General features: G+C 59.1%; 21 protein-coding genes and 1 tRNA gene. All 22 read right to left on the minus strand.

Annotated elements, in window-relative coordinates; genetic code table 11:
• Positions 1 to 11: 11 nt before the first annotated feature.
• Positions 12 to 425: a MerR family transcriptional regulator gene (locus V7714_RS03055; RefSeq protein ID WP_284194679.1), complete on the minus strand. Its 414-nt coding sequence runs from the start codon at positions 423 to 425 to the stop codon at positions 12 to 14.
• The gene (locus V7714_RS03060) at positions 394 to 708 is read right to left on the minus strand and encodes an integration host factor subunit alpha (protein WP_308446991.1); all 315 of its coding nucleotides are present in this window, start codon (positions 706 to 708) and stop codon (positions 394 to 396) included. Before V7714_RS03060 ends, V7714_RS03055 begins: the two co-directional genes overlap by 32 nt.
• Before the next feature lie 36 nt (positions 709 to 744).
• Complete coding sequence (gene pheT, locus V7714_RS03065) at positions 745 to 3,108, minus strand: phenylalanine--tRNA ligase subunit beta (RefSeq protein WP_335388009.1); 2,364 nt, start codon at positions 3,106 to 3,108, stop codon at positions 745 to 747.
• Between the two features lie 88 nt (positions 3,109 to 3,196).
• Positions 3,197 to 4,195 (minus strand): phenylalanine--tRNA ligase subunit alpha, encoded by a 999-nt coding sequence (gene pheS, locus V7714_RS03070; RefSeq protein WP_284194682.1) that lies wholly within the window; start codon positions 4,193 to 4,195, stop codon positions 3,197 to 3,199.
• Positions 4,196 to 4,304: 109 nt separating this feature from the next.
• Positions 4,305 to 4,664, minus strand: a complete 360-nt coding sequence (rplT, locus tag V7714_RS03075; RefSeq protein WP_284194683.1) for a 50S ribosomal protein L20 — start codon at positions 4,662 to 4,664, stop codon at positions 4,305 to 4,307.
• A 23-nt stretch (positions 4,665 to 4,687) separates the two neighbouring features.
• A complete protein-coding gene (rpmI, locus tag V7714_RS03080) occupies positions 4,688 to 4,885 on the minus strand; it encodes a 50S ribosomal protein L35 (RefSeq protein WP_072429375.1) in 198 nt (65 codons plus the stop codon).
• Between the two features lie 146 nt (positions 4,886 to 5,031).
• The gene (gene infC / locus V7714_RS03085; protein WP_284194684.1) at positions 5,032 to 5,568 is read right to left on the minus strand and encodes a translation initiation factor IF-3; all 537 of its coding nucleotides are present in this window, start codon (positions 5,566 to 5,568) and stop codon (positions 5,032 to 5,034) included.
• Between the two features lie 63 nt (positions 5,569 to 5,631).
• A complete protein-coding gene (gene thrS / locus V7714_RS03090; RefSeq protein WP_335388014.1) occupies positions 5,632 to 7,539 on the minus strand; it encodes a threonine--tRNA ligase in 1,908 nt (635 codons plus the stop codon).
• Between the two features lie 200 nt (positions 7,540 to 7,739).
• Positions 7,740 to 7,816: transfer RNA gene (locus tag V7714_RS03095), tRNA-Val, on the minus strand.
• A 108-nt stretch (positions 7,817 to 7,924) separates the two neighbouring features.
• The gene (locus V7714_RS03100; RefSeq protein ID WP_284194686.1) at positions 7,925 to 8,227 is read right to left on the minus strand and encodes a DUF2818 family protein; all 303 of its coding nucleotides are present in this window, start codon (positions 8,225 to 8,227) and stop codon (positions 7,925 to 7,927) included.
• Positions 8,224 to 9,678, minus strand: a complete 1,455-nt coding sequence (gene nuoN, locus V7714_RS03105; RefSeq protein WP_335388016.1) for an NADH-quinone oxidoreductase subunit NuoN — start codon at positions 9,676 to 9,678, stop codon at positions 8,224 to 8,226. Before nuoN ends, V7714_RS03100 begins: the two co-directional genes overlap by 4 nt.
• A 33-nt stretch (positions 9,679 to 9,711) precedes the next feature.
• Positions 9,712 to 11,208, minus strand: coding sequence for an NADH-quinone oxidoreductase subunit M (locus tag V7714_RS03110; RefSeq protein WP_335388019.1), 1,497 nt, complete (start codon positions 11,206 to 11,208; stop codon positions 9,712 to 9,714).
• Positions 11,209 to 11,256: 48 nt separating this feature from the next.
• Positions 11,257 to 13,287, minus strand: a complete 2,031-nt coding sequence (gene nuoL / locus V7714_RS03115) for an NADH-quinone oxidoreductase subunit L (RefSeq protein WP_335388022.1) — start codon at positions 13,285 to 13,287, stop codon at positions 11,257 to 11,259.
• Between the two features lie 49 nt (positions 13,288 to 13,336).
• Entirely contained in the window at positions 13,337 to 13,639 is a 303-nt protein-coding gene (gene nuoK / locus V7714_RS03120; RefSeq protein WP_284194690.1) for an NADH-quinone oxidoreductase subunit NuoK, read from the minus strand.
• A 23-nt stretch (positions 13,640 to 13,662) separates the two neighbouring features.
• Positions 13,663 to 14,307 (minus strand): NADH-quinone oxidoreductase subunit J, encoded by a 645-nt coding sequence (locus V7714_RS03125; protein WP_335388025.1) that lies wholly within the window; start codon positions 14,305 to 14,307, stop codon positions 13,663 to 13,665.
• A 19-nt stretch (positions 14,308 to 14,326) separates the two neighbouring features.
• Complete coding sequence (gene nuoI / locus V7714_RS03130; RefSeq protein WP_335388028.1) at positions 14,327 to 14,815, minus strand: NADH-quinone oxidoreductase subunit NuoI; 489 nt, start codon at positions 14,813 to 14,815, stop codon at positions 14,327 to 14,329.
• A gap of 10 nt (positions 14,816 to 14,825) precedes the next feature.
• A complete protein-coding gene (gene nuoH / locus V7714_RS03135) occupies positions 14,826 to 15,899 on the minus strand; it encodes an NADH-quinone oxidoreductase subunit NuoH (protein WP_335388030.1) in 1,074 nt (357 codons plus the stop codon).
• A gap of 10 nt (positions 15,900 to 15,909) precedes the next feature.
• A complete protein-coding gene (gene nuoG / locus V7714_RS03140; protein WP_335388034.1) occupies positions 15,910 to 18,237 on the minus strand; it encodes an NADH-quinone oxidoreductase subunit NuoG in 2,328 nt (775 codons plus the stop codon).
• A gap of 100 nt (positions 18,238 to 18,337) precedes the next feature.
• Positions 18,338 to 19,627, minus strand: coding sequence for an NADH-quinone oxidoreductase subunit NuoF (gene nuoF / locus V7714_RS03145; protein WP_335388037.1), 1,290 nt, complete (start codon positions 19,625 to 19,627; stop codon positions 18,338 to 18,340).
• 17 nt (positions 19,628 to 19,644) lie between these two features.
• On the minus strand, positions 19,645 to 20,118 hold the full coding sequence (nuoE, locus tag V7714_RS03150; protein ID WP_335708644.1) for an NADH-quinone oxidoreductase subunit NuoE: 474 nt from the start codon (positions 20,116 to 20,118) through the stop codon (positions 19,645 to 19,647).
• On the minus strand, positions 20,118 to 21,371 hold the full coding sequence (locus V7714_RS03155; protein WP_335388039.1) for an NADH-quinone oxidoreductase subunit D: 1,254 nt from the start codon (positions 21,369 to 21,371) through the stop codon (positions 20,118 to 20,120). The genes nuoE and V7714_RS03155 overlap by 1 nt, the downstream gene beginning before the upstream one ends.
• The gene (locus tag V7714_RS03160) at positions 21,364 to 21,957 is read right to left on the minus strand and encodes an NADH-quinone oxidoreductase subunit C (protein WP_335388042.1); all 594 of its coding nucleotides are present in this window, start codon (positions 21,955 to 21,957) and stop codon (positions 21,364 to 21,366) included. The genes V7714_RS03155 and V7714_RS03160 overlap by 8 nt, the downstream gene beginning before the upstream one ends.
• Positions 21,958 to 21,959: the final 2 nt, after the last annotated feature.

Below are 21,959 nucleotides of genomic sequence, written 5' to 3' on the forward strand. Positions count from 1 at the left end.
CCTCTGGCAAGCTAGTTTGCAAGAAAATCTCGCAAATCTTCCAAGTCATGCCGCAGGCGGGCCAAGGAGGCCGCTGCGGCAGTCTCGGCTTCGGCCTCGTGTTCGAGGGCCGCAGCCAAGCTGGTTTCTCCATGTTCCGCCGCATCCAGCGCCTGATGCTCCAGGCGATTGCGTGCCCCGCTGATGGTGAATCCTTCTTCATACAGCAAGGTACGGATGCGACGAACCAGCAGCACCTCATGGTGCTGGTAGTACCGCCGATTGCCGCGCCGCTTCACCGGCCGCAACTGGGTGAATTCCTGCTCCCAGTAACGCAGCACATGTGGCTTCACCCCACACAACTCGCTCACTTCACCTATGGTGAAGTAGCGCTTGGCGGGGATGGGCGGCAGCTCAGCTCTCGGTAACGAGCTTTCCGTCTGCATAGTTGTCTTCCACCATGCCCTTCAGTTTTTGGCTGGCGTGGAACGTCACCACGCGGCGGGCCGAGATGGGTATCTCTTCGCCCGTTTTAGGGTTGCGGCCAGGACGCTGCGGCTTGTCACGCAGCTGAAAGTTACCAAAACCGGACAGTTTCACACTCTCCCCGGATTCAAGCGACTGGCGGATCTCTTCGAAGAAGGCTTCCACCATGTCTTTGGCTTCACGTTTGTTCAAGCCAACCTTGTCAAATAGCAGGTCGGCGAGTTCGGCTTTAGTCAGTGTCAATGTCATGATTTTTGATGCGGATTTCGTCGCGAAAACCTAGCTTCGGAGCTGGGCTTGGACGTGTTGTTGCAGCGCGGCGACGAGCTGGGAGACGGCGGAATCGATGTCCGCGTCCGAAAGCGTTTTCTGAGTATCTTGCAATATCACCTTGAATGCAAGGCTCTTTTTCCCTTCAGGCACCCCTGCGCCACGATAGACATCGAAGCCTTCTATGGCAGTGACATAGGGCTGCCTGGCGCTCGCCATGGCATCCAGCACCTGCTGGTACTGCACTGCGTCATCCACCACAAAAGCCAGGTCACGGCGTACCGGCTGGAACTTGGAAATCGGCTGCGACCGTATCAGTTCACGGCCAGTCAGCGCCCCCAGGTCCAATTCGAACAGCACCGGAGCGGCATTCAGATCGTAGCTTTGCACCCACTTGGGGTGTAGCTCGCCCATCACGCCTATGATGGCGCCGTCCAGAACGATCTGGGCGCAACGGCCGGGGTGGAAGGCTGGGTGCTCGGCCCGCTCGAAGCGCGCCACACGCGGTGCCAGCAGTGCCTCCACATCGGCCTTCACATCATAGAAATCCACCCTGGCCGCCTTGCTGCCCCACTGCTCGGCCAAACGCGGCCCATGCGCCAGACCCGCTACCTTCTCTGGCTGCTGGTTTGCCTCCACGCCGTGGAACACCCGGGCTACCTCGAACAGGCGCACACGCTCATGCTTGCGGTTGAGATTGGCCACCAGGGTGCTGACCAGACCGCCTATCAAGGTAGAGCGCATCACGCTCATCTGGCTGGCAATCGGGTTGAGCAGGCGCACCGGCTGCAGGTTGGCAGCGAAGTCCGCCTCCCATTTCTCTTCCACAAAGGCGTAGCTCACCACCTCCTGGTAATCGCGTGCAGCCAGCGCCTGCTTAACCAGCAAGGACGGACGCAGCTTGCCATCCTGCTTGAGCATGGCCTGGCCGGATACCGGCGGGCGAGTGGGTATCTGGTCGTAGCCGTACATGCGGGCCACTTCCTCGATCAGGTCTTCCTCGATATTGATATCGAAGCGGTAGCTGGGCGGTGTCACTGCCAGCGTCTCGCCATTGCGCACCACCGCCAAGCCCAGCTTCTGCAGCATGGCCACGATCTCATCAGCAGCCACCGTCACCCCCAGCACCCGTGCCACCCGCGCTACGCGCAGGGCCACGGCTGGGCGCGCCGGCAGCGCCGCCAAGGCCTCGGTCACACCACCCGGCTGTCCGCCACAAATGGCCAATACCAGCTCTGTGGCGCGCTCCAGCGCATTGCGGCAGTTACCAAAGTCCACGCCACGCTCATAGCGGTGGCTGGAATCCGAGCTGAAGCCCAGGCGACGGCCCTTGCCGGCGATGATTTCCGGCGCAAAGAAGGCCGACTCCAGGAACACATCCTGAGTCTCACCAGCCTGCACCGAGGTGGGCATGCCGCCCATGATGCCAGCCAGCGCAACCGGGCCATTGCCATCGGCAATCACCAGCATGTCCGGCTCCAGCGTCAGTTGCTTGCCGTTGAGCAGCTCAAGCTGCTCGCCCGCCAGGGCGAAGCGCACCACGATATCGCCCTGCAGCTTGGCGTTATCGAAGGCATGCATGGGTTGGCCCAGCTCCAACAGGATGTAGTTGGTGATATCGACCAGGGCTGAGATGGAACGCAGGCCACTACGCTCCAGCTTGCGCTTCATCCAGTCCGGCGTCGCTGCGGCCGCATTCACCCCGCGTATCACGCGGCCGGCATAGCGCGGACAAGCCGTGGCGGCATCCAGCTTCACGCCGCGCTTGTCGTCCAATACCGGCGCGACTGGCTTGATGGCAACGGCCTGGTAGCTGCTACCGGTCAGCGCAGCCACTTCACGGGCTATCCCGCTCAGGCTCAGGCAATCGGCACGATTGGGGGTGAGCTTGAGCGTGAGGATGCGGTCGTCCAGATCAAAGTACTGACGGAAAGACTGGCCTACCGGCGCATCGGCGGGCAACAGTAGCAAGCCATCGCTCTCCTCGCTGACGCCCAGCTCCCGGGCCGAGCACAGCATGCCAAAGCTCTCCACGCCACGCAGCTTGGCTTCCTTGATCTTGAAATCGCCGGGCAGGCTGGCACCCACCAGCGCGCAAGGCACCTTCACCCCCACGGCGACATTGGGCGCACCGCAGACTATCTGCAGCGGCTCGCCGCCCTGCCCTGCGTCTACCTTGCAGACATTGAGCTTTTCGGCATTCTCGTGCTTGCGCACTTCCAGCACCTGCGCCACCACCACCTTGTCAAAAGCCGGTGCAGCGGGGTCGTTTTCTTCCACTTCCAGGCCGGCCATGGTGAGCAGTTCGGCCAGTTGGGCATTATCCAGCGCGGGGTTAACCAGCTCGCGCAGCCAGGATTCAGAGAATTTCATGGCTTGATCCCTCAGTATCTTGTCGGTTGGGGCCGGCACGGCCCCGTATGCATTACCGCCAGCCCACAGATGGGCTGGCCCAGTTGGCTTAGCGGAACTGGTTCAGGAAGGTCAGATCGTTATCGAAGAACAGGCGCAGGTCGTTGACGCCGTAATACAGCATGGCGAAACGATCGAGACCGATACCGAAAGCGAAGCCGGTGTATTGCTCTGGGTCTATGCCCACATTGCGCAGCACATTGGGATGCACCATGCCGCAGCCACCGACTTCCAGCCAGCCGCGCTCGCCCAGCACATCCACCTCGGCCGAGGTTTCGGTGAAGGGGAAGAACGAGGGACGGAATCGTACCTGCAGGTCATCGCGCTCAAAGAAGCGACGCAGGAAGTCGATCAACGTCGCCTTGAGGTCGGCAAAGCTGACGCCTTCGGCCACCCACAAACCCTCCATCTGATGGAACATCGGAGAATGGGTTGCGTCCGAATCCACCCGGTAGACACGGCCAGGGGCCACGATCTTGATGGGCGGCTGATGGTTCTGCATATAGCGAACCTGAATGGGGCTGGTGTGGGTACGCAATACCAGCGGCTCGCCATCACGGCCACCTTCCACGTAGAAGGTATCCTGCATGGAACGGGCAGGATGACCCTTGGGCGTATTCAGCGCCTCGAAGTTATGCCAGTCATCCTCGATCTCTGGGCCGTCAGCCACCTCGAAGCCCATGGACTGGAACAGTGCAACGATGCGCTCCTTGACCAGGGTCACCGGATGCAGGCCACCCGCCAACTGACCACGCCCAGGCAGGGTCACATCCAGTGCCTCGGCGGCCAGCTGTTGCGCCAGCTTCTCGGCGGCCATGGCTTCGCGGCGGCCGTTCAGTGCCTGCTCAAAAGCTGTCTTGGCCTGGTTGATCACCGCACCCTGCGCCCGCTTCTCTTCTGGCGGCAGCGCAGCCAGTTGCTTGAGCAGGTCGGTCAACGCCCCGGATTTACCCAGGTAGCGCGCCTTCACGTTCTCCAGCTCGACTGGATCGTGGGTGGCCGCCAGGGCGGCCAGACCTTCATCGACTATCGCTTGAACATTGTCCATCTTGCATCGCTCCTCATCACTGGCGATGGATTCTCTAGGCGAAAACCCATGGCGAGTGGGGCGACAAAAAAAGGGAGGCTTTCGCCTCCCTTTTTCAGCTACCGGTAGCTCAGGCCGCGAGGCTAGCCTTGGCTTGCGCAACAATGTGCGCAAACGCGGCCTTGTCGAACACGGCGAGATCGGCCAGCACCTTACGATCGACATTGATCGAAGCGCGCTTCAGGCCGTTCATGAACTTGCTGTAGCTCAGACCCAGTTCACGCGATGCGGCGTTGATACGGGCGATCCACAGCTGACGGAATTGACGCTTCCGCTGACGGCGGTCACGGTAGGCGTATTGACCGGCCTTCATCACCGCCTGTTTGGCGATGCGATAGACGTTCTTACGACGACCACGATAGCCCTTGGCGAGAGCGAGGACTTTTTTATGGCGAGCGCGGGCTGTTACACCACGTTTGACGCGAGGCATGGTTTATTCCTTTCCCGAGAAGATTAAGCGTACGGCAACATGGCGCGCACGGAGGCCATATTGGTCGGGTGGACCATGGTCGTGCCGCGCAGTTGGCGCTTGTTCTTGGTGGTCTTCTTGGTCAGGATGTGGCGCTTGAACGCCTTGGAGCGCTTGACGCCCCCATTACCCAACACCTTCAAACGCTTCTTGGCGCTCGATTTGGTCTTCATCTTCGGCATGACGTACTCCGTTTTTGCCTTAGTTAGATTTGGCACAGGGCGGCGCTTGCACGCACTTAATACCCAACACCACGGTTATTACAACAAGGCACCCGGATTCACACCCGGGCAGGGCTTGTTGCCACCCTTTATTCTGCCAAGAAAGGTCAGACCTTCTTCTTGGGCGCCAGCATCATGATCATCTGACGGCCTTCCAGCTTGGGGAACTGCTCCACCAAAGCCAGCTCACCCAGATCGGTTTCAATGCGCTTGAGCTGCGCCATGCCGATTTCCTGGTGGGCCATCTCGCGACCGCGGAAGCGCAGGGTGATCTTCGCCTTGTCACCCTCTTCCAGGAAGCGCGTTACATTGCGCAGCTTAACCTGGTAGTCGTTCTCGTCGGTACCCGGACGGAACTTCACTTCCTTGATCTGTACCTGCTTGACCTTGAGCTTTTGCTCGTGGCGCTTCTTGCTCTCGCGGTACTTGAACTTGCCGTAGTCCATCAAGCGACAGACAGGCGGAACAGCATTCGGGGCGATCTCAACCAGATCAACCTCGCGCTCTTCTGCCATACGCAATGCTTCGGCAAGGCTCACAATACCGAGCTGCTCGCCTTCCTCGTCGTTCAGACGCACTTCGCGGGCGGTGATTTCACCATTGATCCGCGGCTCTTTATCCTGAGCGATAGCGCTTACTCCCAAGTAAAAAACGAAAACCGCGCGACCCGAACGAAACGGCCCCGTATTTCAACGGGACCGTCGGACTCAGACCTTGATCATCTCTGCATTCCAGCGCTCAACCAGCGCCGCCAGCGTCATCTGACCCAGATCTTCACCACCGCGGGAACGCACGGCAACTAATCCAGCAGCTTTTTCCTTATCCCCAACAACCACCTGATAAGGTAGCTTCTGCAAGCTATGTTCGCGTATTTTAAAGCCTATCTTGTCACTTCTCAAGTCCGACCCGACTCTAAATCCCTGTTTTTTGAGGCTTGCCGTAATTTCAGCAGCATAATCGGCCTGGTGCTCGCTGATGCTCATGACCACTGCCTGGGTTGGCGCCAGCCAAAGTGGGAAGGCACCAGCGTGGTTCTCGATCAGAATACCGAGGAAACGCTCCAGCGAACCGAGTATGGCACGGTGCAACATTACCGGCCGCTTGCGGGCACTCTCCTCAGAGCTGACATACTCGGCATCCAGGCGCTCTGGCAGCACAAAGTCCAGCTGCAGGGTGCCGCACTGCCAGGATCGACCCAGCGCATCCTTGATGTGGTATTCCACCTTGGGGCCATAGAAGGCCCCTTCGCCCGGCAGCTCCTCCCACTCCACGCCGCAGGCCCGCAAGGCATCACGCAGGCCATTCTCCGCCTTATCCCAGGTCTCATCCGTGCCAGCACGCTTCTCTGGCCGCAGACTCAGCTTGACCGCCACCTTGTCAAAGCCGAAGTCGTGGTAGACCGACATCGCCAGCTCATTGAACGCGCGCGACTCCTCCACGATCTGCTCTTCGGTACAGAAGATATGTGCATCATCCTGCACAAAGCCGCGCACCCGCAGAATGCCGTGCAAGGCGCCAGACGGCTCGTTACGGTGGCAGGCACCAAACTCAGCCAAGCGCATGGGCAGGTCGCGATACGAACGCAGGCCGCTATTGAAGATCTGCACATGGGCCGGGCAGTTCATGGGCTTCACCGCGTAGTCACGCTTTTCCGACTCCGTCGTGAACATGTTCTCGCGATAGTTTTCCCAGTGACCAGACTTCTCCCACAGCACCCTGTCCATCACCATGGGCGTGCGCACTTCCTGGTAGCCCGCAGCCGACAGACGCTTGCGCATGTACTGCTCGACCGACTGCCACAGGCTCCAACCCTTGGGATGCCAGAACACCATGCCAGGCGCCTCGTCCTGCATATGGAACAGATCCAGCTGCTTGCCCAGCTTGCGGTGGTCGCGCTTCTCGGCCTCCTCCAGCATGTGCAGGTATTGCTCCAGATCTTCCTTCTTGGCCCAGGCCGTGCCATAGACACGCTGCAACATCTCATTACGGCTATCACCGCGCCAATAGGCACCCGCCAGCTTCATCAGCTTGAACACCTTGAGCTTGCCCGTGGACGGTACATGCGGGCCACGGCACAAGTCGGTGAACTCGCCTTCGCGATACAGCGACAGCGCCTCGTTGGCCGGAATACTCTCGATGATCTCGGCCTTGTAGTGCTCGCCTATGCTCTTGAAGTAGGCCACAGCATCGTCGCGGCTCAACTCATAGCGCTCCACCGGGATATCACGCTTGGCCAGCTCGCCCATCTTCTTCTCTATGGCCTCGAGATCCTCAGGCGTGAAGGCGCGCTTGTAGCTGAAGTCATAGAAGAAGCCATGCTCAATGACCGGACCTATGGTCACCTGGGCGTCCGGGAACAGCTCCTTCACGGCAAACGCCAGCAAGTGCGCCGTGGAGTGGCGTATCACCTCCAGCCCCTCGGCATCCTTCTCGGTGATGATGGCCAGTTGCACATCGCGATCGATCAAGTAGGAGGTATCGACCAGCTTGCCGTCCACCTTGCCGGCCAGCGCGGCACGGGCCAGGCCTGCGCCTATGCTGGCGGCGACATCAGCGACGCGCACTGCCTGATCGAAACTACGTTGCGAGCCGTCGGGAAGCGTAACGATGGGCATTTCATTCACCTTTGCGGTTGAGGTTGCCGGTTGGCCTTTCAGCCAGTTGACGATGCATATGCGTAGAGTAAGGACGAAAAAAAAGTGCGACCTAAGTCGCACTTTTCTTTTGAACAAACGAATTTCCGAAAGCCGACTCAGCCCAAGTAGAGAGTGCCGGTAGTAGTAGTTCGGAATGACATGATTCGCTTGCTCCGTGTTGGTAGGCGCGATTGGACTCGAACCAACGACCCCCACCATGTCAAGGTGGTGCTCTAACCAGCTGAGCTACGCGCCTGCAAAGAGCTGCGCATTCTAGGGATGTATTGCTGTTCTGGCAAGCTTTTCAACAAAGAATTTTGCAGATTTTTTACTACGACACCATACATGCAGATAAAACAGATACTTACATACCAGGCTTGCGCCAAAAATAACGCGCAACAAAACCGGGATAGGCCGCCACCACGAACAAGGCAAAGGTGGTGACATAGAACTGCCAACGCTGGGTGTGCACCGGGCCGTAACGGCTTTCCAGCCACAAACCCAGCCCACCTACGATGAAATACAGTAGCACCAGTTCCAGCAGCCGCCAGCCCAACGCCTTGCGCCCACTGGCCGGCTTACGCACGAACAGGATGGACTCCAGCATAAACGGCAAATTGGCGGCCAAGGCCGCCAATCCGATAAAAACGATCAAAGTCGTATTCACATCACACCCAGGCTATGACCCACCGACTGGTAGCACAGCACCAGCAGGCGGTTGGGCATCAAGCCCAGTACCAGCATGGCCAGGCAGTTGACCGACAGCAGTATGCGCATATCCAGCTTCACTGCGATCGGGCTCTCATCGCTGGGTTCATCCATGAACATCAGCTTGACCACACGCAGGTAGTAGAAGGCACCAATCAGCGAGAACAGCACCGCCACCACGGCCAACCACACCAGTTGCGCCTCAACGATGGCCTGGATGACTGCCAGCTTGGCAAAGAAGCCAACAAATACCGGGATACCCGCCATGGAGAACATGACGAACAGCATCATCCAGGCAAACCAGGGGCTACGCTTGGCCAAGCCCTTGAGATCAGCCAAACGCTCTGCCTCGAAGCCTTGGCGCGACATCAGCAGCACCACGCCGAAACCGGCCACGGCAGTGATCGCATAGACGATGGCGTAGAACATGGCCGCCGAATAGCCCTGCACGGTGCCCGCCAGGACACCCAGCAGCAGGAAACCCATATGCGAGATGGTCGAATAGGCCAGCATGCGCTTGAGGTTGGTCTGGGCAATGGCGACCAGATTACCCACACCGATGGACAGCACTGCCAGCACGATCAGCATGCCTTGCCAATCGGCCATCAGGCCAGGCATGCCCTGCACCAGCAGACGCATGACGAAGGCAAAGGCGGCCAGCTTGGGGGCCGAACCGATCAGCAGGGTGACTGCCGTAGGCGAACCCTGATAAACGTCGGGCACCCACATATGGAAAGGCACATTGCCAAGCTTGAAGCCGATACCCGTGACAATAAAGACCAGGCCGAACACCATGAGGGTGTGATTGGCCGAACCATCTGCCACCTTGGCGGCGATGGTGTGGATATCGAGCGAACCGGTAGCGCCATACACCATGGACATGCCGTACAGCAGCATGCCTGACGCCAGTGCGCCCAGCACGAAGTACTTCATGGCCGCCTCGGTAGCCGGCTGGGAATCACGCGGCAGCGCCACCAGGGCGTACAGCGACAGCGACAGCAGCTCCAGGCCGACATACAGGGTCAGCAGATTGGTGCTGGAAGCCATCACCATCATGCCCAGCAGGGCAAACAGCGACAGGGTGAACAGCTCACCACGGTACATACCACGATCGGCAGCGTAGCTGCGGCTATAGGCCAGCATCAGACCCACGGCGCCGTACATGCCCAACTTGAGCACATCCGACATGGCATCGGCCACGAACATGCCGGAGAACGCCACCCGTGGCGTCCAGGCAAAGCCGTTGATGGTAAGGAAGGCAGCACCCAGCAGCGTCACCATGGACAAGGCGTAGGTGATATCACGCCTCTCGTCCTTGATAAACAGGTCGATCAGCAGGATGGCCGAGGTAGCACACAGCAACCAAATTTCCGGCAGGGCCGCGACCAGATTCAAACTAGCGAGCGTCATTCTTGTTCAATCCCGTATTCGTATCGGCGCTTATCAAGGCAGCTTGGATGTTTTGACATGGGTAATCAGCGTATCCACGCTGGCGTGCATCTTTTCGGTAAAGGCCTGCGGATACAGACCCATGCCCAGTACCGCCACCGCCAATACTGCCAGCACGGCGAACTCTCGGGCATTGATGTCCTTCAAAGCCGCCACGTTTTCATTGGCGACGTCGCCGAAGATCACCCGCTTGTACATCCACAGGGTGTAGCTGGCGCCAAACACCAGGGTGGTGGCAGCCAGGAAGGCATACCAGAAATTGACCTTGACGGCACCGATGATGACCATGAACTCACCGACAAAGCCGGAAGTAGCCGGCAGGCCGGAATTGGCCATGGCAAACAGCAGGGCAAAGGCCGCGAACTTGGGCATGGTATTGGCCACGCCGCCGTAGTCCGAAATCTTGCGGCTATGCACACGGTCGTACATCACACCGATGCAGAAGAACATGCCGGCCGACACAAAGCCGTGCGAGATCATCTGTACCAACGCACCTTCCACGCCATAGGTTGTCGGTGCACCATCCACCAGCATGTAAAAGCCCAGGGTGACGAAACCCATGTGCGAGATGGACGAATAGGCCACCAGCTTCTTCATATCGGTCTGCACCAAGGCCACCAGGCCGATGTAGACGATCGCGATCAGCGACAGCACCACAATAATCATGCCCCACTCACGGGCGGCATCGGGCGAAATCGGCAGGGCAAACCGCAGGAAACCATAGGCACCCAGCTTCAAGGTGATGGCGGCCAGGACCATGGAGCCGCCGGTAGGCGCCTCAACGTGGGCATCCGGCAACCAGGTATGCACCGGAAACATGGGCACCTTCACCGCAAAGGCGAAGAAGAACGCGATCATCAGGTAGCCCTGAACTGCCAGGGGCAGCGCCACGCGCTGGAAGTCGGCGATCTCGAAGCTGCGACCGGTCTGGAAATACAGGTAGATAAAGGCCACCAGCAGCAGCAGCGAACCCATCAGGGTGTAGAGAAACAGCTTGATGGCAGCGTAAACGCGATTCTGTCCACCCCACACGCCGACTATCAGGTACAGCGGGATCAGCATGGCTTCGAAGAACACATAGAACAGCATGGCATCCAGCGCGGCAAACGCGCCGTTGATCAAGCCAGACATGATCAGGAAGGCTGCCATGTACTGTGCCACACGATTCTGTATCACTTCCCAACCAGCGATTACCACCAGCAGCGTGGTAAAGGCATTGAGGATGACGAAGAACATGGACAGACCGTCAACACCAAGATGGTAGTTGATATTGAAGGTCTCGATCCAGGGACGCATCTCCTCGAACTGCATGCCGCCATGCATGGGTGCAAACCGGGTGTAGAGCGGAATCGTGACGAGGAAGCCCAGCAAGGCCCCCACCAGGGCAATCTTGCGTGCCCAGCCAGCATTCTGGTCGCCACCGGTCACCAGCACGAAGAGGCCGGCCACGATCGGCACCCAGATCGCCAGACTCAACAGATGTTCAGACATATCCACCCTTACCTACTGAATGTGTTTTCTATAAACGCGTAAACGCGATCAATGCGGGATAACAAAACGGCCCAGCCACCAGGTCAGCAGCAGCAGCGCACCGATAATCATGGCAAAGGCGTAGTGATAGATGTAGCCGGTCTGTACGCGACGCACCAGGCCAGCAACGGCGCCAACCAGCTTGGCAGTGCCATTGACCACGATGCCGTCGATGATGACCGTATCACCCACCTTCCAGAGCACCTTGCCCAGGCCACGGCCAAACGCCGCGAAACCCTGGATATAGAGGTGATCCATGTAGTACTTGTTTTCCAGCAGCGTGTAGATGGGCTGCACGCGTGTCTTGATGGCGGCCGGAATATCCGGGCGCTTGAGATAGAAATAGGCCGACAGCGCCACACCGCTCAGTGCCAGCCAGAACGGCAGGGTCACGAAGGCATGCAGGCCCATCGCCACGGCGTTGTGTGCGTGATGGATCACGGCTTCCATGGCAGGGTGAGCTTGCAGATTGACGAACAGCACATCCTTGAAGAAGTCGCCTGCCAGCATGGGGCCTATGGCAAAGGCACCGATCAGCACCGAAGGAATGGCCAGCAGCATCAGCGGACCGGTCACCACCAGGCCAGGGCTGTGGGGCTTTTCACCGGGCGCCAGACCATGATGATGGTCATCGCCATGCTCATCGTCGTGGCCATGGTGCTCATCGGCCTGGCCGAAACGCTCCTTGCCATGGAACACCAGGAAGAACATGCGGAAGGAATAGAAGGCCGTGACGAACACGCCAGCCAATACAGCGAAGTAGGCAAAGCCTGCTGCCGGCAACTTGGATGCCTCAACCGCCAGGATGATGGAATCCTTGGAATAGAAGCCGGAGAAGAAAGGCGTGCCTATCAGTGCCAGCGAACCCAGCAGCGATGTCCAGTAGATGGCAGGCATATACTTCTTCAGGCCACCCATGCGGCGGATATCCTGATCATGGTGCATGGCCATGATCACTGCGCCGGCAGCAAGGAACAGCAGCGCCTTGAAGAAGGCGTGGGTCATCAGGTGGAACACCGCCACCGAATAAGCCGAAGCGCCCAGCGCAACAGTCATATAGCCCAGCTGCGACAAGGTGGAATAAGCCACCACGCGCTTGATGTCGTTCTGGATGATGCCCAGAAAGCCCATGAACAGCGCGGTGATGGAACCGATCACCAGGATAAAGTTGAGCGCAGTGTCCGACAATTCGAACAGCGGCGACATGCGCGACACCATGAAGATACCGGCAGTCACCATGGTGGCCGCATGGATCAGCGCCGAAATCGGGGTCGGGCCTTCCATCGAATCGGGCAGCCATACATGCAAGGGGAACTGCGCCGACTTACCCATGGCGCCGATGAACAGCAGGATGCAGGTCACGGTCAGCAGCGACCACTGGGTGCCGGGCAGCAGCGAGATGGTGGCGTCCTTCAGCGCAGGTGCATTGGCAAACACATCGGCGTAGTAGAACGAGCCGAAGTGCGACAGCACCAGGCCGATACCCAGCAGGAAGCCAAAGTCACCAACACGGTTGACCAGGAATGCCTTGAGGTTGGCGAAAATGGCGGTAGGACGCTTGAACCAAAAACCAATCAGCAGGTAGGACACCAGGCCCACAGCTTCCCAGCCGAAGAACAGCTGGATGAAGTTGTTGCTCATCACCAGCATCAGCATGGAGAAGGTAAACAGCGAGATATAGCTGAAGAAGCGCTGGTAGCCAGGGTCTTCTTCCATATAGCCGATGGTGTAGATGTGCACCATCAGGGACACGAAGGTCACCACCACCATCATCATGGCGGTCAGCTTGTCGACCAGGAAGCCGACAGCCACATCCAGGCCATCCACCGTCAGCCAGGTGTAGACATTGCCGTTGTAGGCTTCGCCGCCGTTGAGCAGGTCGAACAATACATAGAACGAGCCAGCGCAGGAGGCCGCCACGCCGAGTATGGTGACCCAATGCGCACCGGCACGGCCTATGACGCGGCCAAACAGGCCGGCCACAATGGCACCGAAGAGCGGGAACAGGGCTATCAGCAGGTAGAGCGTAGGTTTATCCATTTTTCGCGCGGGCTGTTTCTTGTTGAGTCGTCAGGCTCGATGGCCGGGCTTAGCCCTTCAGGCTGTCGAGGTCTTCCACATTGATCGAACGCTTGTTACGGAACAGCACGACCAGTATGGCGAGGCCGATCGCCGACTCGGCGGCGGCCACGGTCAGGATAAAGAACACGAAGATCTGGCCCGCCGTATCGCCAAGGTATTTGGAGAAGGCGACAAAGTTCATGTTCACGGCCAGCAGCATCAGTTCGATGGCCATCAGCAGCACGATCACGTTCTTGCGGTTCATGAAGATGCCGAATACCGAAATCGCGAACAGGATCGCGGCCAGTACGAGGTAATGAGTCAGGGTCATGGCTGTCTATCTCGTCTTTCGGTTCAGGCGGCCGGCTTGTCGTCAGCAACGGCAGGCGCTTCCGGCACTTCCACTTCGGCCTGCATCTTCACAATGCGCAGGCGATCATTGCGCTTCACGGCGATCTGATCGGCCGGGTTGATGTACTTGGTGTTCTTGCGGCGACGCAGGGTCAGCGAGATAGCAGCGATGATGGCTACCAGCAGCAACACTGCGGCGAGTTCAAAAGCCAACAGGTAATCGGTATAGATGGGGATGCCCAGCTGCTTGATATTGGAGATGCCCTCAGGCAGCGGCGCCACCGTGGTAAAGCTCTCCAGACCGTTTCCCTTGGCCAGCAGGATCAGCACCATCTCGGCAGCCATGATGGTGGCCACGATGGCAGCGACCGGAAAGAAACCCCAGAAGCCCTTACGCAACTCCTCGAAGTTGATGTCCAGCATCATCACCACAAAGAGGAACAGCACCATCACGGCGCCGACATACACCAGCACCAGCGAGATGGCGAGGAATTCGGCCTCGATCAGCATCCACAGCACAGCGCCGGTAAAGAAGGACAGCACCAGGCTCAATGCGGCATGTACCGGGTTCTTGGCGGTGATCACGCGCAGGGCGGACACAATCAGGATGGCCGCGAATATGTAAAAGATGACGGTGGTCAGAGTCATGGCTACCGGGGCTTTCCGTTTAGCGATACTTGGCGTCGGCTTCGCGATTCTTCGCGATCTCGGCTTCGTACTTGTCACCCACTGCCAGCAGCATGGGCTTGGTGTAATACAGGTCACCACGTTTTTCGCCGTGATATTCCAGTACATGGGTCTCGACGATGGCATCAACCGGGCAGGCCTCTTCGCAGAAACCGCAGAAGATGCACTTGGTCAGATCGATGTCATAGCGCGAGGTACGGCGGGTGCCGTCATCACGTACTTCAGACTCGATGGTGATGGCCATGGCCGGGCAAACCGCTTCGCACAGCTTGCAGGCAATGCAGCGCTCCTCGCCATTGGCGTAGCGACGCTGGGCATGCAGGCCACGGAAGCGCGGCGAATACGGCGTCTTCTCTTCCGGGAACTGCACGGTGATCTTGCGCTGGAAGAAATGCCGGCCCGTGAGCAACATGCCCTTGACCAGTTCCAGCAGCAGGAAGGTTTTGAAGAAGTTCTGAATCTTTTCCATGATGCCCAGCTTATTTCCAGAGCGAATAATCGGTTTGCATCCAAGCAGCCACCACCACGATCCAGATCAGGGTCACGGGGATGAACACCTTCCAGCCCAAACGCATCAGCTGGTCATAGCGATAGCGTGGGAAGGTGGCGCGGAACCACAGGAACAGGAACATCACGAAGCTCATCTTGGCCAGCAGCCAGAAGATGCTGGGCGCACCAAGCACCGAACCAATAATTGGCGTCGATTCAGGTATCGGCGACAACCACCCCCCCAGGAACATGATGGAGGTCATGGCGCCGATCAACCACATATTGGCGTATTCGCCCAGGAAGAACAGCGCAAAGCTCATGCCCGAGTATTCGATCATGTGACCAGCCACGATCTCGGATTCACCTTCAGCCACGTCAAACGGTGCGCGGTTGGTTTCTGCCACGCCCGAGATCAGGTAGACCAGGAACAGCGGGAACAGCGGTATCCAATTCCACGACAAGACGGAGCCACCGAAGTGACCATGCCCTTGCTGGTTCACGATATCGCTCAGGTTCAGGCTGCTCGACACCATCAGCACGCCGACCAGGGCGAAACCCATGGCCAGTTCGTAGGAGATCACCTGGGCCGAGGCACGCAATGCCCCGAGGAAGGCATACTTGGAGTTGGACGCCCAACCAGCGACGATGATGCCGTAGACACCCAGCGAGGTGATCGCCATCACATACAGCAGGCCGGCATTCACATCTGCCAGCACCAGGCCAGGTGCAAAGGGAATGACCGCCCAGCCGACCAGCGCCGGCGCCAGCACCATGATGGGCGCAAAGAAGAACAGGCCGGTAGAGGCGGCACTGGGAGAGATGATCTCCTTCAGCAGCAGCTTCACACCGTCGGCGATAGGCTGGAGCAAGCCGTAAGGACCCACACGATTCGGGCCGATACGGATCTGCATATAACCAATCACCTTGCGCTCGGCGAGCGTCAGATAGGCCACTGCACCAAACACCGGCAGAATGATCAGGACTATCTTGAACAAGGTCCAGGCCAGGGTACCCAGCATGGGGCCCAGCAGACTCAGAAAACCATTATGCAGCGCGTCGATCATGCTTCTCTCCTCAGGCGCGCGTCAGTTGGATGGAACCGAACATGGCACCCAGCTGGGCCGTGGTCGGATGGGCGGCAGCCAGACGTACCACACCATCAGCCAAACCGGCCATGATGGTGGCGGTATAGCTACCCTGCGCCTCGCCCTGCTGAACCTTGACGGTATCGCCTTCGGCGACACCCAGCTGTCCGGCTGTGGCTGGCGACAAGCCTGCCAGCGGTGCAGCGGCATCGCGGGTCTTCTGCAGAGACGGCGCGCGGCGGACCAGCGCATCAGCCTGGTAGATAGGCACTTCACCCATGCGCACCAGGCCCGTAGCGGGTGCCTGCAACGTCACGGCCACGCCGTTGACTGCATTGTCCAGCTTGGCAGCAATGCCAGCCTCGCCCTGCGGCAGGGCCGCCTTGCGCACGGCTTCCGCATTGTCGAAATCAAAGCCTTCGCTGGCCAGCAGATTACCCAGCACACGCAGCACCTTCCAGCCCGGACGGCTATCACCCAGCGGCTTCACCACGCCGTTGAAGGTCTGCAGCTTGCCTTCCATATTGATGAAGCTGCCAGCGGTTTCAGAGAACGGCGTAATGGGCAGCAACACGTCAGCGTAGTCCACGGCGCCGTGCTTGAATGCGGAGAAGGCCACCACCATCTCGGCCTGCTTCACCGCAGCCAGCGCAGCCTGGCCGTCATGGCTGTCGAATTCGATTTCGTTGTTGAACAGCAGCACGGCCTTGCGTGGCTTGCTCAACAGATTGCCACTCTTGAGGCCCAAGACCTGCGCGCCGACGGTGTTGGCGGCTTCGCTCAGCCAGCCCACGGTTGCGCCAGTAATGGCGGCGAGCTGGTTTGCCAGTGCGGCCAGTTCGGCAGCACGGGGGTTGTGAGCTGCCAGGTTACCCAACAGCACCGTAGCGCGGTCGCCCTCGGCGGCGGTGGCATCCACCAACATCTGTGCAATGCTGCGGGCAGCATCACAGGGTTCAGCCGCAGCCACATCGGCCGGCACGGCTGCCTGCTTGAGTTCTGCCGCAGCCTTGACAACGCCAGCCAGCGCCTCGACCATTTGGTCCGTGCGGCTGATCAGCTTGGCGGCAATGGCGCTGAACAACTCATCATCCGCCGGATTCAGTATGGCCAGCTTGAGGCCACGCTTGACACCCTGGCGCAGACGCTGGGCCAACAGCGGTTGCTCCTTGCGCAGGGTCGAACCCACCACCAGCACGGCCTTGGCTTGCGCCACGTCGGCAATGGGCTGGCCCAGCCAGGCGGCACCTTGCTGCGCAGTTGCCAGGCGCTCATCGGCATAGCGGCCGCCTACGCTGGCGCTACCGGCGCCCAATGCCTGGCTCAGCTTGTTGAGCAGGAACAGCTCTTCTACGGTGGAATGCGGCGTCGCCATCACGGCCACGGTATCGGCACCGTAATCACGGCTGATGGACTTGAGACCATTGCCGACGTATTCGAGGGCGGTCTGCCAATCGGTCTCCAGCCAGACACCTCCTTGCTTGACCATGGGCTTGGTCAGGCGCTGCTCGCTATTGAGCGCCTCGTAGGCAAAACGGTCGCGGTCGGCGATCCAGCATTCATTGATGGCTTCGTTTTCCAGCGGCAGGACACGCATGACGCGGTCGGCCTTCACCTGCACCACCAAGTTGGCACCCAGGCCATCGTGGGGGCTCACGCTCTTGCGGCGCGACAGCTCCCAGGTACGGGCGGTATAGCGGAACGGCTTGGAGGTCAAGGCACCCACTGGGCACAGATCGATCACGTTGCCGGAAATTTCGGAATCCACCGTCATGCCGATAAAGGACATGATCTCGGAATGTTCGCCCCGACCCGCCATGCCTATCTCCTGCATGCCGGCCACTTCTTCAGTGAAGCGCACGCAGCGGGTGCAATGGATGCAGCGGGTCATGTCGGTGGAAATCAGCGGGCCCAGATCCTTATTGGGCACGACACGCTTTTCTTCTTCATAGCGCGAGCTGGAACCGCCATAACCCACGGCGATATCCTGCAACTGACACTCACCGCCCTGGTCACAGATGGGGCAGTCCAGCGGATGGTTAATCAGCAGGAACTCCATCACGCCCTGCTGAGCCTTCACTGCCATATCCGAATGGGTGTACACCTTCATGCCATCATTCACCGGCGTGGCGCAGGCAGGCAGCGGCTTGGGCGCCTTCTCAACCTGCACCAGGCACATGCGGCAGTTGGCCGCGATGGACAGCTTCTTGTGGTAGCAGAAGTGCGGGATGTGCGTACCGATAGAACGCGCAGCCTCAATGACCGTAGTGCCATTGGGGACTGTCAGTTTGGTACCGTCGATTTCGATTTCAAGCATGGTCGGGCTGCCCGAACTTTCGTTTCTAGCTGGCGGATGCCGGTTATTTCACAGACTGCAGGCGAGCGGCCCAAGCTTCAGGCCGCCACGTCGTGGGCGATCAAAAGCCCGGCACTAAGCACTTCTTGTGTTCGATGTGGTGCAGGAACTCATCGCGGAAGTGCTTGAGCATGCCTTGTACCGGCATCACGGCAGCATCACCCAGGGCACAGATGGTGCGGCCCGCGATGTTCTTGCCCACCGATTCAAGCAGATCAAGGTCTTCCGGGCGGCCCAGGCCGCGCTCGATGCGATCCACCACACGGTAGAGCCAACCCGTACCTTCGCGGCACGGGGTGCACTGACCGCAGGATTCTTCATAGTAAAAATAGGACAGGCGACGCAGCGCCTTGACCATGCAGACGGTTTCGTCCATCACGATGACCGCGCCCGAGCCCAGCATGGAGCCGGCCTTGGCAATGGCATCGTAGTCCATGGTGGTTTCCATCATGATATGACCAGGCAGTACGGGCGCAGACGAACCGCCCGGTATCACAGCCTTGATCTTCTTGCCACCACGCATGCCGCCAGCCATTTCCAGCAGGTCGGCGAACGGCGTACCCAGCGGGATCTCATAGTTGCCGGGGCGATTGACATGGCCAGAAATGGAGAACAGCTTGGTTCCGCCATTATTGGGCTTGCCCAGCTCCAGGAACTTCTGACCACCTTCACGCACGATATAGGGCACCGAGGCAAAGGTCTCGGTGTTGTTGATCGTGGTGGGCTTGCCATACAAGCCATAACTGGCCGGGAACGGCGGCTTGAAGCGCGGCTGGCCCTTCTTGCCCTCCAGCGACTCCAGCAAGGCAGTTTCCTCGCCACAGATATAGGCGCCATAGCCATGGTGGCCGTGCAACTGGAAGCAGAACTCGCTGCCCAGGATATTGTCGCCCAGGAAGCCGGCGCGACGTGCTTCTTCCAAGGCAGCCTCGAAGCGCTGATAGGCCTCGAACACTTCACCGTGGATATAGTTGTAACCGACGGTAATGCCCATGGCGTAACCGCCTATGATCATCCCCTCAATCAGCGCATGCGGATTGTTGACGATGATGTCGAGATCCTTGAACGTACCCGGCTCGCCCTCGTCGGTATTGCAGACCAGGTACTTCTGACCCGGAAAGCTGCGCGGCATAAAGGACCACTTCAGGCCGGTAGGGAAGCCCGCACCACCGCGCCCACGCAGGGACGAGGTCTTCAGTTCGGCGATGATGGCATCCTGGGTGATGCCCTCGGCAATGATCTTCTTCAGAGCGGCATAGCCGCCGCGCTGGATGTAGGCATCGATGTTCCAGGAGTTCGGATCATCAAAATCGACGCCGTCGAATACAACGCCTTTGACGTAAACGGTCATACGCTTCGTCCCCGGCCTTAGTTGAGTTCGGCCAGTTTGCGATCAATCGCATCTGGCGTCATATGGTTGCACATGGTGTGGTTGTTCACGAGCAGCACCGGGGCGTAGCCGCATGCACCCATGCACTCGCCTTCCTTGAGCGTGAACTTGCCATCCGCGGTAGTTTCGTTGAAGTGGATACCCAACTTCTTCTGCAGGTACTCACCGGCATCGACACCACCAGACAGCGCGCACGGCAGGTTGGTACAGACGGTGATCTTGTACTTGCCCACCGGGGCACGGTCATACATGTTGTAGAAGGTCGCCACTTCGTGGGCGGCCATGGGCGCTATACCCAGGTATTCGGCCACGAACTTGATGGTATCGGACGACAACCAACCTTTTTCCACCTGGGCGATGCGCAGGGCGGACATCGTTGCGGAACGCTTCTGGTCGGCGGGATACTTGGCCACTTCGCGATCTATCTGCGCGAGGGATTCCGGCGTCAACATCATCGGTCTATCTCCCCAAACACGATGTCCTGCGTACCAATAATGGCCACGACATCCGAAATCATATGGCCGCGCGCCATTTCGTCGAGCGCGGACAAGTGCACGAAACCTGGTGCGCGTATCTTCAGACGGTAGGGCTTGTTGGCCCCATCCGACACCAGATAAATGCCGAACTCCCCCTTGGGATGCTCGACTGCAGCATAGGCTTCGCCCTCAGGCACATGCATGCCCTCGGTAAACAGCTTGAAGTGGTGGATCAGCTCTTCCATGTTCGACTTCATGTCGACACGGCTGGGCGGCGCCACCTTATGGTTGTCGGTGATGACCGGGCCAGGATGCTTACGCAACCAGTCCACGCACTGCTTGATGATGCGGTTGGACTGACGCATTTCCTCGACACGGCACAGGTAACGGTCGTAGCAATCGCCGTTGACACCCACCGGAATATCAAAATCAAGCTTGTCGTAGACCTCATAGGGCTGCTTCTTGCGCAGGTCCCATTCCACGCCGGAGCCACGCAGCATGGCGCCGGTCAGGCCCAGTTGCACGGCACGCTCAGGCGACACCACGCCGATACCTACCGTACGCTGCTTCCAGATACGGTTGTCGGTCAACAGGGTCTCGTATTCATCCACATAGGTGGGGAAACGCCGAGTGAAGTCCTCGATGAAATCCAGCAGCGAACCCTGGCGGTTTTCGTTCAACCGCTTGATGGCCGCCGCGTTGCGCACCTTGGATGCCTGGTACTGCGGCATGGTCTCGGGCAGATCGCGATACACGCCACCGGGGCGGTAATAGGCCGCATGCATACGGGCGCCAGACACCGCCTCATAGCAATCCATCAGGTCTTCCCGCTCGCGGAACGCATACAGGAACACCGTCATGGCGCCACAATCCAGACCGTGCGCGCCTATCCACATCAGGTGGTTAAGCACACGCGTGATCTCGTCGAACATGACGCGGATATACTGGGCACGGATAGGCACCTCTATGCCCATCAGCTTCTCTATGGCCATGACATAGGCGTGCTCGTTGCACATCATGGACACATAGTCCAGACGGTCCATATACGGCACCGACTGGATGAAAGTCTTGTGTTCGGCCAACTTCTCGGTAGCGCGATGGAGCAGGCCGATATGCGGGTCGGCACGCTGCACCACTTCACCATCCAGCTCTAGCACCAGGCGCAACACGCCGTGCGCGGCAGGATGCTGGGGACCGAAGTTCAGCGTGTAGTTCTTGATCTCAGCCACCGTAGTTCTCCTCGCGGATGATGCGCGGCGTGATTTCGCGCGGCTCGATGGTCACAGGCTGGTAGATCACCCGCCCCTGGGTCGGGTCGTAGCGCATCTCGACGTGACCGGACAGGGGGAAATCCTTGCGGAAGGGATGACCGACGAAACCATAGTCAGTCAGAATGCGGCGCAGGTCCGGATGGCCGGTGAAGACGATGCCGTACAGGTCGAACGCTTCGCGCTCAAACCAGTTGAGGCCAGGCCAGACATCAATCATGGAAGGCATCACCGGCAGCTCGTCGTCGCCACAAAAGACGCGGACGCGCAGGCGCACGTTATGCACCAGCGACAGCAGATGGTAGACGACAGCAAAGCGTGCGCCATCCCAGCCACCCTCCTTATAGGTGCTGTAGTCCAGACCACAAAGATCGATACAGCTCTTGAGCTGCAGCGATTCATGATCACACAGGGTACGGGCAATCGCCGGCCAGTCGGCCACCTTGACTACCAGGGTCAGTTCACCCAGTGCCTCTGTCAAGGAAACGGCCTTGTCACCCAAGGCCGTTTGCAGCGATTGTTGCAGCGCTTCGAGTTTGGTCGCCATGA

It is taken from the genome of Chitinimonas sp. JJ19, assembly GCF_036961565.1.
Classification (GTDB): domain Bacteria; phylum Pseudomonadota; class Gammaproteobacteria; order Burkholderiales; family Chitinimonadaceae; genus Chitinimonas.